Raw genomic sequence first — 16145 nt, 5'->3', positions numbered from 1 at the left:
TATATGAAAAAGTTTTACGTGTTTTTATCTTTCCTCTTTTTTTCTGTGTCTATTTTTTCTCAGGAATCAAGTCGTTCTAAAGTTTTAAGTTCTTATGATACTAAAAAATTAAATGAATTAAAGCAGCAGTATGAAATAAGTTATTTAAACGAAATACAAAAAGCTATTAGACTTGCTGATAGTTTGGGTGTTTCAAAGAATATTCTAAATAGTAATGGATTTGAAGATCAACTCGTAGGTTTAATTGGTGAGAATCAATTGAAATATTATTCTATAGACAATAATACTACAGCTGCAGCTACCACAAGAACAAATTATTTAAATACTACATATAATTTGTTAGGTTCAGGTCTTACTGTTGGTGTATGGGATGGCGGGCCAATGAGAACAACTCATGTTGAATTTGGAAGCCGTGCCTCAATAGGAGATGGTACATTTGCTTTAAATAGTAATAGTTTTCATGCTACGCACGTTGCTGGAACAATAGGTGCTACCGGTGTTAATCCGGCAGCTAAAGGTATGGCACCTTTGGCTACTATCAAAGGTTTTGATTGGTTTAATGATATCTCGGAAGTCATATCGCAAGCACAATCAGGAATGCTTGTATCAAATCATTCTTATGGGGTACCACTCCAAAATTCACCTTCTTGGTATATGGGGGCTTATTCAAATGACGCAAGAGATTGGGATGAAGTAGCTTTTAATTTACCCTATTATTTAATGGTTGCATCTGCAGGAAATAATGGTTCGGATAATAATCCATCACCACTTGCGGCTGGTTTTGATAAACTTACAGGTAATAAAGTTTCAAAAAATAATTTAGTCATTGCAAACACTCAACAAGCTACTATTGATGCAAGTGGAAACCTTGTGAGTGTAGCAATTAATTCTGGAAGTAGCCAAGGTCCGGCAGATGATAGAAGAATTAAGCCAGATATTGCCGGTCAAGGTTCAGGACTTTTATCAGCGGGTGACGCAACAAATTCGAGTTATTTAACTCTTTCAGGAACTTCAATGTCTGCTCCAAATGTTTCAGGCTCTTTAATACTTTTACAAGAGTATTTTGAAAGAGAAAATAATAGATATATGAAAGCAGCTACTTTAAAGGGGCTTGTTTGTCATACAGCTGATGATGCAGGTAATCCAGGGCCAGATGCGGTTTTTGGATGGGGTTTAATGAACTCTAAGAAAGCTGCCGAGTTAATTCTATATAACGGATTAAGTGCTTCAATAATAGAAGGAAATATTAATCAGGGTCAAACTATAACCTATACATTCAAAGCAAATGCGAATGAACCATTTAAAGCTACTGTTTGTTGGACTGATCCTGCAGGAAATGCAATTAATGGTGTTCTTAATAGTACAATTCCTGCTTTAGTTAACGATTTGGATGTAAGAATAACTAATGATTCTCAGACTTTTTTTCCTTGGAAATTACAATCTAATCCTTCATTACAAGCTGTCAGAAATGGTGATAATAATGTTGATAATGTAGAAAGTGTTTTAATCGATTCTCCTATTCAAGAGGAATATACTATAACAATTACTCATAAAGGAACATTACAGAATAATTTGCAAAATTTTTCGTTGATTGTTAGTGGTATAGATGCCACATTTTCACTTTTGCCTTTGAATTCAGTTGAAGAAGTTTGTTCTAACGAAAATGCAGTTTATAATTTAGATTTTAAAAATGTAGATTTTTCTAATGTAAGCTTGCAGGCAACAAATTTACCTTCGGGGGCGACAGTATCTTTTAGTGAACAAACAGTTGTAGTTGAAACAATTGTAGTTATGACTGTCTCTAATCTTACAAATGTGCCAGCTGGTGAATATTATATTAATGTTGTTGCCACGAAAGGTCAAGAAGAAAAAATTATAAATTTGACTTTAAAAGTTTTTAATGATGATTTTGAAAATATGGATTTGTTGTATCCTTTAAGTAATTCCAATAATGTTTCCCCAAATTCTGAATTTTCATGGAATGAAAACTCAAATGCAACATCTTATAGACTACAAGTTTCTCAAAATGCAGATTTTCAAACTCTATTAATAGATCAAGTTGTAGAATCAACGTCATATTTAGTTGAAAGTCTATCTCCTAATCAATCTTATTATTGGAGAGTTTTACCAATAAATTTATGTGGACAAGGAGAAAGTAATAACACAGGTTTCTTCAAAACTGCTAATTTAATTTGTGATAATAGTTATACTGCTACAAATTTTTCGAACAGTTCTTTAAGTGCAACAAGTTTTTCTGAAGCAATTATTCCAATTACTATATCAGATAGTTTTATTATTGGTGATGTCTCAGTTAATTTCAATGTTTCTCACACTTCCGTGCAAGAACTTAAAGTTTTTTTAGAAGGACCGGCTTCAATTGGAAGTCCTCTTATTCTTTTAATCGATCAAAGTTGTGGCGATTTTCCTGATATTAATGCTACCGTAAATGATGGTGGTAGTGATATTACATGTAGTACTGCCTCTCCTGCAATTTCTGGAACATTTAGTCCTGTTGATCAATTATCTTACCTTAACAATAAATCTGTAACAGGAGAGTGGAAGTTAATTGTTAGAGACGGAATTATAAATAATGGAGGACAGGTTAATAGCTTTTCATTAAATTTCTGTAGAGCTGAACAAAGTTTAGGGCTTAATGATTTTTCTCAAAACTCAGTTTTCATCTACCCAAACCCATCAAACGGAATTTTCAATGTAGAATACAATTTTGAATCTTCAGAAAGATTAATTCAGGTCTATGATATTCAAGGAAGAGTAATTTTACAAACTAACCCAGTTGAATCTAAATCAATTCTCGATTTGTCATCACATTCTAAAGGACTGTATTTTGTTAAATGTATTGATGGTGCCAAAACATCAACTAAAAAGGTAATTGTTAACTAATTCAATACGTTTGATATTAAAAATAGTATAAAAATTAAAAAGCACTTTCTTTTGAAAGTGTTTTTTAGTTTATTTGAGCATAATTTAATTAAAATGAAAATAGTATATTATCTCCTTTTTATGTTTCTATGCAGCCATGCTTTTGCACAGGTTGACACTACTATAAAAAAGAGAAAATTATCTTCTGATAATATGTTGAATATTAATAGTGATACGCTAAGAAAAAACAATACAACTTCGCCAAACGATAAAGTTTATAAATCTGTTGCTGAAATATCCGAATATAAAATCATAACTATCGAGCGAGACACCACTCATTATGACACTTCCTTAACCATTCAAAAAGAATACAAATACAACTACCTTCGTAAAGATAATTTCGGATTACAACAATTTGCCAACGAAGGACAGACGTACAATACATTAGATTTTGGAATCAATCAATTTAATCCCTATCCGGAAATCGGTTTTAGTGGTAAACATTTCAATTTTCTAAAAGCAAGTGAAATAAACTATTATCATGTTCCAACTCCTTTAACAGAGTTGTATTTTAAAACCGTAATGGAACAAGGGCAAAATCTAGATGCATTCATTACATTAAATACATCTGAAAGACTCAATTTTTCAATTGCTTATAAAGGACTTCGTTCATTAGGAAAATATACAAACCAACTTTCGAGTACCGGAAATTTTCGTTTCACTACCAGTTATCAAACAGAAAATAAACGGTATCAACTCAAAGCTCATTTCACCGCTCAGGATATTCTGAATGGAGAAAATGGCGGAATTGTTAACATTGAAGATTTTGAAGGTGGAGAAGAAGATTTTAAAGATCGCATTCGTTTACAAGTTTATCTTAATAATGCAGAAACATTTTTAAAGGGCAATCGCTATTTCTACGATCATTATTTTCGGATAAATAAAAATGATTCGCAAAATAATTTGTACTTGCACCACCAAATCAATTACGAACATAAGTTTTACAATTACAAACAAGCAACCGTTGCAACTACTATTATTTCAGATGAAGGAAATAGGGTTTTTAACCGTTTCGGCGACTCTTATGTATTGAGCAACATCAATGATGAAACACGTTATAACCGAATGTACAATAAAATTGGAGCGTTGTATGAGAACAAATTACTCGGAGAATTTCAGTTTTTTATAGAAGATTTCAGATTCAATTATTATTACAACAGAGCAATTGTGCAAGGAGATCAATTGATTCCAAGCAATTTGAACGACGAAATTCAATCCGTTGGCGGCCAATATACTTATCAAAAAAACAAATGGAATGGAAAATTCAGTTATTCAACTTCCATCACAGATCAAAGTTTGTCAAATCTTGATGGAAAATTAATTTTTAATTACAACGAAAAAAACAGCATCGATTTACGTTATCAAAACCTAAACCGATTGCCAAACCATACATTTTCGCTGTTTCAAAGTAGTTATGTCAATTATAATTGGGTAAATAATTTCAAAAACGAAAAAATTAATAACATCGAAGTAACCGCAAAAACCCAATGGATAGATGCTGCACTTCAACTCACGACACTCAACGATTATCTCTATTTTAGTCAAGACGAAGCACCACAAGATCAACTTTTAGTTACTCCAAAACAATACGATCAAACCATAAATTACCTTAGTATTAAAGCAGGAAAAGACTTGAAATTCTGGAAATTAGGTTTCGATAACACCGTTCTTTACCAAAAAGTTGATCAACAAAATGATATTTTAAACGTACCCGAACTCACACTTCGAAGTACTTTATACTTCACCGGACATTTCTTCAAAAAAGCATTATTTCTGCAAACCGGCGTAACGGTCAACTATTTCAGCAAATACAAAGCAAATGATTATAATCCGGTGATAGCCGATTTTTATGTTCAAAACACACAAGAAATTGGCAATTTTCCAATGGTCGATTTCTTCATCAACGCCAAAATAAAAACTGCTCGAATCTATCTCAAAGCAGAACATTTCAATGCCGCAATGACTGGGTTCAACTACTATTCCGCACCAAATAATCCCTACCGCGACTTTATTGTTCGGTTCGGAATGGAATGGAATTTCTTTTTATAAGAAGCGGAAAGGCTCGGGCTTTTTCAACCCTCCATATTCCCGCCATCCGCTCTATCTTTTGCTTTGCAAAAGGATGCCGCTCCTGTCGGGGCTAGCAGCCAACCATCAAAAAATACCATTTCAAAAGTCCAACCATCCAACAATCGAAAAATCCAACAATCGAATAATCCAAAAATCCTTATCTTTACACCCGAAAAACAAATAGAATGAAATTCGCAAAAAATATATTAGAAACAATCGGAAACACACCGCTTGTTAGAATCAACAAAATTACCCAAGAATTAGATTGTTTAGTGCTTGCCAAAGTAGAAACATTCAACCCCGGAAACTCCGTAAAGGATCGCATGGCAGTCAAAATGATCGAAGATGCAGAAGCAGACGGTCGTTTAAAACCGGGCGGAACCATCATCGAAGGAACTTCAGGAAACACCGGAATGGGCTTGGCATTAGGAGCAATCGTTAAAGGCTATAAACTAATCTGTGTAATTACCGACAAACAATCCAAAGAAAAAATGGATATTCTTCGTGCTGTTGGAGCCAAAGTAATCGTTTGCCCAACCGATGTAGAACCAACTGATCCACGTTCGTATTATTCCGTTTCCAAACGATTAGGAACAGAAATTCCAAATTCATGGTACGTGAATCAATACGACAATCCATCCAATGCAATTGCACATTACGAACAAACCGGTCCCGAAATTTGGGAACAAACCGAAGGTAAAGTAACACACTTTGTAGTTGGAGTAGGAACAGGCGGAACCATTTCCGGAGTAGCAAAATACTTAAAGGAACATAATCCAAACGTGAAAATTTGGGGAGTTGATACGTATGGATCAGTCTTTAAAAAATACCATGAAACAGGAATTTTCGACGAAAACGAAATCTATTCCTATATCACTGAAGGAATCGGAGAAGATATTTTACCAAAAAACGTTGACTTTTCGCTCATCGATGGTTTCACCAAAGTAACCGATAAAGATGCCGCTGTTTTCACCAGAAGATTAGCTTTAGAAGAAGGAATTTTTGTTGGAAACTCAGCTGGATCTGCAATAAAAGGTGTTTTGCAATTAAAAGAACATTTTAAACCTGAAGATGTTGTCGTGGTTTTGTTCCACGATTCAGGAAGCCGTTACGTAGGCAAAATGTTCAACGACGATTGGATGCGTGAACGCGGATTTTTAGATGAAGAAATTACAACAGCCATCGATTTAATCAAAGGACACAAAGATAAATCATTAGTTATTGTTCGCACAGAAGAATTAGTTTCGCATGCAATCGATCGATTAAAAAAATTCAATATTTCGCAAATTCCTGTTATTGATACTACTGGTTTTGTGGGTTCCATTGACGAATCAGATTTGTTCAAAAGCTACTTTTCAGATAAGAATATTGCCGAAAAACCAATTCGCGAAATCATGGGGAAACCGTATCCGATTGTGCAAGAAAACACACCGGTAGAAGAAGTTTCCAAGCTTATCAACAAAGACAATCAAGCCGTTTTGGTTCAATTGGAAAACGGGAAATACCATATTATTACCAAGCACGATATCATTAGTTCTATAAAATAGATTATTTAAAATCATAAATTTCAAAATCCAATCTTTTTCAGGTTGGATTTTTTTATTACTTTAGCATTACCATTTACGCCATAATTTTTAAATACACGCCATGAAAGAAGATTTTCTCCATTATGTTTGGCAATACAAAAAGTTTGCCTTTACCAATCTCAAAACCGTTTCCGGTCAAGAACTCACAATTATTCACTCAGGTTATTATATTCAACAAGCCGGCCCCGATTTTTTTAATGCTCAGATTATCATCGATAATCAGAAATGGGCTGGAAATATTGAAATTCACTTAAAATCTTCCGATTGGTATGTGCATCACCATGAAACCGATGGAAATTATGATAACGTAATTCTTCATGTAGTTTGGGAACATGACACCGATGTATTTCGAAAAAATAATACGGTTATTCCGGTGCTAGAACTTAAGCAACATGTTTCGAATGAAGTTTTACAGCAATATAGCCAATTGTTCACTCAAAAAGCGTGGATAAATTGTGAAAATCAATTATCAACTATTGATGGTTTTACGATTTCCAATTGGATTGAACGTTTGTTTTTTGAACGTTTGGAAAAAAAAGCCAATGAAGTTGAAATTCTTCTTCAAAAAAATACATTTGATTGGGAAGCGACCTTCTTTCAATTGTTGGCAAAAAGTTTTGGACTCAATACCAATGGGGAAGCTTTTTTAAAAATGGCTGAATCTCTGCCTTATTCTGTTATTAAAAAGGAAAGAGTTAAAGTAGAAAATATTGAAGCACTTTTTTTCGGTTCAACCGGACTTCTTGAAGAGGATAATGAAGATTCATATTATAATGATTTGAAAAAGAGATGGGATTATCTCAAACATAAACATCAATTAGATAGTAATTTTTTTCAACCGGTTCAATTTTTTAAACATCGACCGGATAATTTTCCATCCATCCGATTAGCTCAGTTGGCTCATTTAATAGTGCAGCACCAGCACTTTTTTCAATTAATTGTCAAAGCTAATTCTACACAAGAAATTTATCCTTTTTTCAATTCTACTATTTCTGAATATTGGAAATCACATTATGTTTTTGATAAACCACATCTAAAAAAGAACAAAAAATTGTCTAAAAATTTTATAGACCTACTTATATTGAATTGCATTCTTCCTATTAAATTCGCGTATGGTCACTCAAACGGAAATATCAATCCGGAAGAACTCATCGCTTTAGCATCTGAAATTGCATCAGAAAAAAATACAATCATTGAAAAATTTGCTCATTTTGGTTTAGTTTCAACAAATAGTTATCATTCACAAGCAGTTCTTCAACTAAAAAAAGAATATTGCAACACAAATAGATGTCTGAATTGTGCAATTGGACAAAAGTTGATTAACTTTACTTCTTAAAAAAAAAATAGCTTTATGGAAAATAATACTGTTAAAAAATCCTTTGGACAAAAAATGAAAAAATATTTTATTCGCTTTATTGTTTTATTCGTAGTCGCTTTCTTCGGATACTTTGCATTTATCTATTATGTCCCTTATTCAGAAGGTGTTCGTTCTGGCGAATTAATCAAATTCAGTAAAAAAGGAGTCACTTTCAAAACATGGGAAGGAGAAATGAGTCAAGGAATTTCCGGTGCACAAATCTTTCAGTTTACTGTTCCATCCAAAGAAAAAGAAGTAATCACAAAAATGGAAAATCTGCAAGGTAGATATGTTAAACTCACTTATGTTGAACGATATAAAACGTTTTCATGGTGGGGAGACACGCGATATTTTGTTACTGCAGTTGAAGAAGAACAATCACCTTTTGTTAATCCAAAATAATTTTTTTGATGAATTGGATCACTTCCATCAGACTTTTTTTTGAAAAACACGGTTTTCATGTATCTTCAAGATTAGCCGATAGATTAGGAATGAGAGCAACAAGTGTGAGATTGTTTTTTATTTACATTTCCTTTGTTACTGTCGGACTTTGGTTTGGAGTTTACTTAACATTTGCTTTTTGGTTAAAATTGAAAGATATGATATATACAAAGCGAAGTTCAGTATTTGATTTATAGCAAATTTCAAAAAAAAATGTGCGATGCTTTTTTTAAACGCAATTTTTTTTGCATCTTGCTTAACTAAAATTTTAACCAAAATTAACTTTATGAAAAAGTTACTCTCAATTTTCACTTTATTATTACCAATTATTGCTTTTAGTCAAGAAAAAGGATTAGATGAAAAGATAAATGACGTTATAAAACCTGTTGTAGATTTTATGTCAGGAATTTTCTTCTACAAACCGATGGAAGCATTTGGATTTGACATGCCCTTGGTAGTTTTATGGCTTGTTGTTGGAGCTACTTTTTTTACTATTTATATGGGTTTTATTAACCTGAAAGGTATTAAACATGCATACCAATTAATTAGAGGCGATTATGATAAACCGGGTGATGAAGGAGAAGTTTCGCACTTTCAAGCTTTAGTTACTGCACTTTCCGGGACAGTTGGTCTTGGTAATATTGCCGGAGTAGCTGTTGCGATTTCATTAGGTGGAGCAGGTGCAACATTTTGGATGATTTTGGCTGGATTTTTAGGAATGTCTTCCAAATTTGTAGAATGTACTTTAGGGGTTAAATACAGAAAGTTAAATGATTTAGGCGAAGTCTCAGGAGGACCAATGTACTATCTTTCAGAAGGTCTACGAAGAAAAGGATATGCCGGTTTAGGAAAAGTTTTAGCAGTAGCTTTTGCAATTCTAGCTATAGGTGGTTCATTTGGAGGAGGAAACATGTTTCAAGCGAATCAATCTTTTGCACAATTGTCCAATGTTTTTCCTGTTTTTGAAGGAAAAGGATTTTGGTATGGTTTGGTTGTGGCCTTTTTTGTGGGGATAGTAATTATTGGAGGTATCAAGAAAATTGCAAAAGTTACCGATAAAATTGTTCCCTTCATGGTGGGAATATATGTCATCACCTCATTAATAATTATATTCGTAAATTTTGCTCATATAGGTGATGCTTTTGGTGATATAATTTCAGGAGCATTTACTGCTGATGGTATTACAGGAGGTGTTGTTGGTGTTTTAGTCGTAGGATTTCAGCGTGCAGCTTTTTCAAATGAAGCTGGTGTGGGATCAGCCGCCATCGCTCACTCTGCTGTAAAAACAGATGAACCTGTAAGTGAAGGTATTGTTGCTTTATTAGAGCCTTTTGTAGATACTATAATTGTATGTACTATGACAGCTTTAGTGCTAATTTTTACCGGTTATGCTGAAGATACACAAGGAATGACAGGATCTGCATTAACATCAGCGGCATTTAGTAGTGTTTTGCCTTGGTTTAAATATGTTTTATTAGTTGCAATTGTACTTTTTGCTTTCTCAACGATGATTTCATGGTCTTATTACGGAATGAAATCATGGACATTTTTGTTCGGAAATACTAAGAAAATGGAAAATCTATATAAAGCTCTTTTCTTAGTTTTTGTCGTTTTAGGAGCTTCCGCGAGTTTAGGAGCTGTGATAGATTTTTCAGATATGATGATTTTAGGAATGGCGTTTCCAAATATATTAGGTTTATATTTCCTTTCCAGTGAAGTGAAAGATGATTTGAAAGATTATTTCAAAAGGCTAAAGTCCGGAGAAATCAAAAAATATGAATAATATTAATTTCATCTTATGAAACTTAAATCCTATTTCCGTTTGTCAAAACAACAGCGAAATGGGATTTTTTCGTTGTTTCTCCTCATAATTATAGTTCAGTTAAGTTATTTTTTTTGGATTTCAAAACCAAATCCAAAAACGAATGACGTTAATCAAGAATGGTTGGCAATGCAACCCGTTATTGACAGCTTAAAGAATTCAGACAATAGTACGAAACCAGTTATTTATCCATTCAATCCAAACTTTATTACCGATTATAAAGGATATAAATTAGGAATGTCAGTAGAAGAATTAGACAAACTTTTTGCCTTTCGAAAAGAAAATAAATATGTTAATTCAGCTAAAGAATTTCAAACTGTAACCGGTGTTTCAGATAGTTTGCTAAATGCAATTTCGCCTTATTTTAAATTTCCAGATTGGGTAAATCAACCCAAAAAGCAATATACTTCTTATTCAAATAATAAGTTCGAGAACAAAAAGCCAATTGTAAAAGTTGATATTAATCTGGCAACGCAAGAAGATCTAATTAAGGTTTATGGAATTGGTCCGGCTTTGTCTGAAAGAATTTTAAAACAAAAAGAAAGTCTTGGTGGTTTTGTCTCGATGGAACAAATGCAATTTATTTGGGGATTAAGTCCGGAAGTTGTAGAAAACCTCAATAAACACTTCATAGTAACAGCTGAACCTAAAATTAGTAAGGTTGATATTAACAATGCTTCGGTTAAAGAACTTGCTAAATTCCCCTACTTTAATTATTCCATTGCAAAAGAGATTGTAACGCATCGAAGTATGAATGGTGAAATTAAAAATATTGAGGATTTAACAAAAATTAAAGGTTTGCCTAGCGAAAAAATCAAAATTATAGCCTTATATTTGGAATTCTAAAAAAATTAGACATTTTAAGCAAATAATTTTATTTTATGAATTCAGAATACTTTACGGAAGAGCATCAATTATTTAGAGCAACTTTACGCGATTTTTTACAAAAAGAGGTTGTTCCTCATATTGAAAAATGGGAAAAAACAGGAACTATTGAGCGATTTATTTGGAAAAAATTTGGCGACATGGGTTTTTTCGGATTAACTTATCCTGAAGCGTATGGTGGAATGAATTTAGACCTATTTTACACAGTTATTTTTTTAGAAGAACTACAAAAAATTAAGTCATCCGGTTTTGCTGCTGCCATGTGGGCACATTCCTATTTAGCAATGACGCATTTGAATGCAGAAGGCGATGAACAAATTAAACAAGATTATTTAGCACCAAGTATTTCCGGTGATAAAATTGGAGCCTTATGTATTTCTGAACCTTTTGGAGGTAGTGATGTAGCAGGAATGAGAACAACAGCTATCAAAAAAGGAGATAAATATGTAATTAATGGATCTAAAACATTCATTACCAATGGAATTTATGCTGATTATTATGTGGTATGTGCTAAAACAAATCCAAATCTTGGCAACAAAGGAATTAGTGTTTTTTTAGTAGATACCAAAACACCAGGTATTTCTGCAACTAAATTAGATAAATTAGGGTGGAGAGCATCCGATACTGCAGAAATCTCTTTTGATAATGTTGAAATTCCTTTGGAAAATTTAATGGGAGAAGAAGGAAAAGGTTTTCCATACATCATGCAACATTTTGCGTTAGAACGATTAATCATGGCGATCAATGCTCATGCACGAGCTGAATATGCCATCGAATATACTATAGAATATATGTCGCAACGCGAAGCTTTTGGACGCACAATCGATAAGTTTCAAGCCTTACGACACACCATTGTTGAACATGCTACAGATGTTGAACACTGTAAGATTTTTAATTATGCTGCAGTTGCTCGATTGAATAAAGGCGAATATGTGGTGAAAGAAGCCACCATGGCTAAATTAAAATCAACTAAAGTAGCTGATGAAACCATTTATAGTTGTCTTCAAATGTTAGGTGGTTATGGTTACATGGAAGAATATCCTTTAGCTAGATTATTGAGAGATAGTCGTTTGGGACCAATTGGCGGTGGAACTTCTGAAATCTTGAAAGAGATTTTATCAAAAATGATTATTGATAAACAAAATTATAAACCCGCAGTGGAATAATTTCAAATAGTTTACAGCAAATTTAAAGCCTTACACTATTTTTTGTAAGGCTTTTGTAATAAATTAGTAAGTTTAGTCGTTGTGTTATAAAATTTAACTTATATGAAGACTAAACATTTTATTTATCTTTTTGTTTCAGTATTTTTGATTTTCTCTTGTTCAGAAGAGAATGGAAATACTTTAAATCAATCTACTGATCAGACGATTACAGGTTACACATTTGTGACAGAATCAATTTATGAAGATCATCCGGATATCCAAAGCTACAAAAAGATTAATACAGGAATTATTGTAAATAACAAAATAACAACAGTGACTTCTGAAACGTTTGTTAATGGAACTAGTAATGGAGTTCATTTGGCTTACGAATACATTTATGATAATTCAGGTAGAATAAAGAGTTATATTATTTACGGTGGTCCAGAAATCGATGTAAAATATGATTTTTTTTATGAAAATAATTTAGTGGTAGCTATGGATAAACATTTCTTAGGAGGAGTTTTAAATTATAGAGTTGTTAATCCATCCCAAAATGTTGTTTATTTTGAGAAGTTAACCGAATCGCATCTAAATCCTTCCGCCCAAGCACTTTTTAGGCATATAGTTCATTTCGATCAAAATCAAAATATCATAAAAGCAGGAAGAGATAATAATTTTGATGGTGTGATGGATAATGAAAATAATTTTGTTTATCAAAATAATAATTTAATATCGGCACAATTTCCGGATGTGACCACTACTTATGAATATTCACCAATTATCAACACAGGCAGTTTTTTGCATCTTTCATCTTTTGGGAAATTAAATTATTTAGTAATGTGTGCCGAACAATTTTCGACCCCAAATTACAATTCTTCTTATTTTAATGCGGAGAGTTATGGTCGTTCAAACAATAATTTCAATTTGTCGGTAGGTCAGTCGTTAGAAGGAACTATAACTGTGAATAATCAAAACTTCATTCAAAGCAAAGTAAAAACTACACAAATTAGTACAGAAGAATTTACCGGTCAAAATACTGAAACCACTACTTACTTTTTTGAATAACTAAAAATTATTTGGTTCAGGAAAGCGAAAATCAATCACGGTTATCGCTTTTTTCATTTTTGCCATTTTGTATAATTTCATTGATTTCTTTGTGTTCTCCATTTTCAAGTTTTTCAACCATTTCTTCTTGGTCGTGATTTTTTTTGTTGATGTAAAACGAACTAAATATCGGAAAATGATCAGAACCGAAATAGTCCAACGTTTTTAATTCATCTACAAAAACATCGGTAGAATGAAAAAACAAATCAATCGGAAAGCGGAAAAACCAATATTTCGCGTGAAAAGTAGAAAACAATCCTCTTCCCACACGAGCATCAATTAATTCACTGGTTTTTCTAAATAGTAAGGAAGATTTTGCCCAAGCAACATTATTAAAATCACCAACAACCACACAAGGTTCTTTCTTTGTCTTGACAACTTTTGCCAAACTTAAAAGTTCTCCATCACGTTCTTTGGCAGTGTCTTCTTCGGTTGGACTTGGCGGTGGAGGATGAACTCCGTAAAAATTAAAAACGTATCCATCTTTAGATTTCATGCGAGCTTCAATACACGGAATATCATCAGCTACAAAATAATGAACTTTGTGCGAAAGAATTTCAAATTGTGAAAACAAATGAATTCCATACGTATTTTCCAAAGCAACTTTTACGTGAAAAGGATAGGATGTGTCAAAATGTGAAAGTGCATTTTCCCAATCTTTATTCGATTCCATCGTCAAAAATAAATCGGGATTGTGTTTTTCAATCATTTTAATAAATTGAGAATAATCATTATTTTCTTGATAAACATTAGCCGAAACAATGCTAATTGTGTTAGAACTTGATTTCGTCTTTCTGTTTTTTGGTATCGAATGAAAAGTAGAATAAGGATATAAATCTTTGATATGGTATATTATGGTCAATGACGTAAGACAAATAAAAAGTATAGTTGTGCTTGTATATTTTTCGACAAAAAGTAATCCGCCAATTAAAGTTAAAGTCAACAAGAATAATAATTGCAATTTTCCAAATTCAAAAAACCTGAAGAACCAGTGCGGATTTTGAATTAATGGAAGATAACTGGAAACAATTAAAATAGAAGACAAAATACAAAACCACATATTTTTTTAATTTTAAAACTGAAAAATACTAAAAAAAGTCCGGTTAACTCTAATCGAAGTAATTTTTGTTTGGGAATTATATATGGCCCGTCTATTAATAGGTAAGCAATTCATTTTATGTACCTCTAAAAAAATAAATCAATTAACTTTATTTCTATTTCAAATAAATTGTTACTTTTGCACCCTAAATGAGAGGAGGTGTCTAGATTATGTTAATTATACCAATTAAAGACGGAGAAAATATCGACAGAGCGTTAAAACGCTACAAAAGAAAATTTGATAAAACAGGAACTGTTCGTCAGTTAAGAGCACGTCAGGCTTTTATTAAACCATCTATTGTCAAAAGAGCACAAGTTCAAAAAGCTCAGTACATTCAAACATTGCGTGACAGTGTAGAAATGTAATAGCATTTTTTATAAAAACAAACCGTTAGTTTGAGAAGTTTTGTAACTTTGAGGCTAACGGTTTTTTTATGCAATCCAATCAACAAGCTTTTCGCGATTATCTTCAAATGCAAAAGAATTATTCTTTGCATACTGTAAAGGCTTATTTAAATGATATAGCAGAATTTGAATCATTCAATAAAATTCATTTTGAACAAGATTCTATAGACAAAGTCGTTTATCCACAAATCAGAAGTTGGATCGTTTCTTTAGTCGATGCTAACATTTCCGCTTCATCTGTAAACCGAAAAATTTCTTCCTTAAAAAGTTATTATAAATTTTTGTTGCGAATCAAGCAAATTGAACAAAGTCCGTTATTAAAACACAAAGCTTTAAAAACACCAAAAAAAATTCAAATTCCCTTTTCGGAAAAAGAAGTAGATTTGGTTTTGAATCAAATTGTTTATCCGGATGGATTTGAAGGCGTTCGCGACAAACTCATTATCGATTTGTTTTATACAACAGGAATAAGAAGAACCGAATTAATTAATCTGAATTTAAGCGGAATAGATTTTTCAAATGCAACGTTAAAAGTGTTAGGTAAGAGAAATAAAGAACGAATTATTCCTTTGTTGCCGATCATTACCAACCAATTGCAGCGTTATATTGTTCAACGCAATCAGCTTCAGGAAATTAAAGATTCGGACAAATTATTTTTAACACAAAAAGGTGTTAAATTGAATGATACACTTGTGTATCGATTAATAAATATGTACTTTAGTAATGTCTCCGAGAAGGTAAAAAAAAGCCCTCATATTTTGCGGCACACGTTTGCAACGCACTTATTAAATAACGGAGCAGATTTGAATTCGGTTAAAGAATTATTAGGACATTCGAGTTTGGCCTCAACTCAGGTTTATACGCATAGTAGTTTAGCAGAGTTAAAAAAAGTATATGGAAATGCTCATCCTCGAAACCAAAAATAATTCTTTAAGTTTGTTTAACCTTAAAAATTAGATTATGAAGGTAAATGTTAATGCTGTAAACTTTAATATTGACGGAAAGTTAGTAGATTTCATTCAAGAAAGAATGGATAAATTGGAAAAATATTATGACAAAGTAGTTGTAGCCGATGTTTTTTTAAAGGTAGAATCTACCAGTGAGAAAGAAAATAAAATTGTTGAGATTAAAATTCATGTTCCGGGAGACGATTTTATGGTAAAAAAACAATGCAAAACGTTTGAAGAAGCAGTTGATTCTTCTACCGAAGCATTAGAACGTTTGCTTTTAAAAAGGAAAGAAAAAATCAGAACACATATATAGTATAATTTTTTTTAAAAAATGTTTTGATT

Annotated in this window: 14 protein-coding genes; 13 read left to right on the top strand and 1 reads right to left on the bottom strand. The window is 32.4% G+C overall.

The genetic code is table 11. The annotated features are described in order from the left end of the window. Positions 1–3: 3 nt before the first annotated feature. The 10 genes from B4N66_RS06055 to B4N66_RS06010 all read left to right on the top strand — a co-directional run bounded on the left by B4N66_RS06055 (position 4) and on the right by B4N66_RS06010 (position 13311). On the top strand, positions 4–2901 hold the full coding sequence (locus B4N66_RS06055; RefSeq protein ID WP_291093158.1) for a S8 family serine peptidase: 2898 nt from the start codon (positions 4–6) through the stop codon (positions 2899–2901). Between the two features lie 93 nt (positions 2902–2994). After that, positions 2995–4989, top strand: a complete 1995-nt coding sequence (locus B4N66_RS06050) for a putative porin (RefSeq protein ID WP_291093157.1) — start codon at positions 2995–2997, stop codon at positions 4987–4989. Between the two features lie 206 nt (positions 4990–5195). Further along, entirely contained in the window at positions 5196–6557 is a 1362-nt protein-coding gene (locus B4N66_RS06045; protein WP_291093156.1) for a pyridoxal-phosphate dependent enzyme, read from the top strand. 100 nt (positions 6558–6657) lie between these two features. Next, complete coding sequence (locus tag B4N66_RS06040) at positions 6658–7932, top strand: DUF2851 family protein (protein WP_291093155.1); 1275 nt, start codon at positions 6658–6660, stop codon at positions 7930–7932. A gap of 54 nt (positions 7933–7986) precedes the next feature. Further along, entirely contained in the window at positions 7987–8355 is a 369-nt protein-coding gene (locus B4N66_RS06035) for a 6-phosphogluconate dehydrogenase (RefSeq protein ID WP_291093154.1), read from the top strand. Between the two features lie 8 nt (positions 8356–8363). After that, the gene (locus tag B4N66_RS06030) at positions 8364–8591 is read left to right on the top strand and encodes a PspC domain-containing protein (protein ID WP_291093153.1); all 228 of its coding nucleotides are present in this window, start codon (positions 8364–8366) and stop codon (positions 8589–8591) included. 89 nt (positions 8592–8680) lie between these two features. Beyond that, entirely contained in the window at positions 8681–10177 is a 1497-nt protein-coding gene (locus B4N66_RS06025; protein ID WP_291093151.1) for an alanine/glycine:cation symporter family protein, read from the top strand. Positions 10178–10192: 15 nt separating this feature from the next. Then, entirely contained in the window at positions 10193–11062 is an 870-nt protein-coding gene (locus B4N66_RS06020) for a ComEA family DNA-binding protein (protein WP_291093150.1), read from the top strand. Between the two features lie 35 nt (positions 11063–11097). Beyond that, positions 11098–12267 carry an acyl-CoA dehydrogenase family protein gene (locus tag B4N66_RS06015; protein WP_291093149.1) on the top strand — a complete coding sequence of 390 codons (1170 nt, stop codon included), beginning with the start codon at positions 11098–11100 and terminating at the stop codon, positions 12265–12267. A gap of 102 nt (positions 12268–12369) precedes the next feature. Further along, complete coding sequence (locus B4N66_RS06010) at positions 12370–13311, top strand: hypothetical protein (protein ID WP_291093148.1); 942 nt, start codon at positions 12370–12372, stop codon at positions 13309–13311. Positions 13312–13342: 31 nt separating this feature from the next. Here B4N66_RS06010 and B4N66_RS06005 read toward each other — a convergent pair whose 3' ends face one another. After that, a complete protein-coding gene (locus B4N66_RS06005) occupies positions 13343–14410 on the bottom strand; it encodes an endonuclease/exonuclease/phosphatase family protein (RefSeq protein ID WP_291093146.1) in 1068 nt (355 codons plus the stop codon). A 209-nt stretch (positions 14411–14619) separates the two neighbouring features. Here B4N66_RS06005 and rpsU point away from each other — a divergent pair, with 209 nt between their 5' ends. The 3 genes from rpsU to hpf all read left to right on the top strand — a co-directional run bounded on the left by rpsU (position 14620) and on the right by hpf (position 16116). Continuing rightward, positions 14620–14814, top strand: coding sequence for a 30S ribosomal protein S21 (gene rpsU, locus B4N66_RS06000; RefSeq protein WP_248435032.1), 195 nt, complete (start codon positions 14620–14622; stop codon positions 14812–14814). A gap of 68 nt (positions 14815–14882) precedes the next feature. Next, positions 14883–15779 carry a tyrosine-type recombinase/integrase gene (locus B4N66_RS05995; protein ID WP_291093144.1) on the top strand — a complete coding sequence of 299 codons (897 nt, stop codon included), beginning with the start codon at positions 14883–14885 and terminating at the stop codon, positions 15777–15779. Between the two features lie 34 nt (positions 15780–15813). Next, positions 15814–16116: a ribosome hibernation-promoting factor, HPF/YfiA family gene (gene hpf, locus B4N66_RS05990; RefSeq protein ID WP_291093142.1), complete on the top strand. Its 303-nt coding sequence runs from the start codon at positions 15814–15816 to the stop codon at positions 16114–16116. Positions 16117–16145 lie beyond the last annotated feature (29 nt).

This window comes from Flavobacterium sp. UBA2787 (assembly GCA_002352205.1).
Lineage (GTDB): Bacteria > Bacteroidota > Bacteroidia > Flavobacteriales > Flavobacteriaceae > Flavobacterium.
The sequence above is the reverse complement of the archived record's forward strand: the minus strand, read 5'-3'. Positions and strand labels throughout refer to the sequence as shown.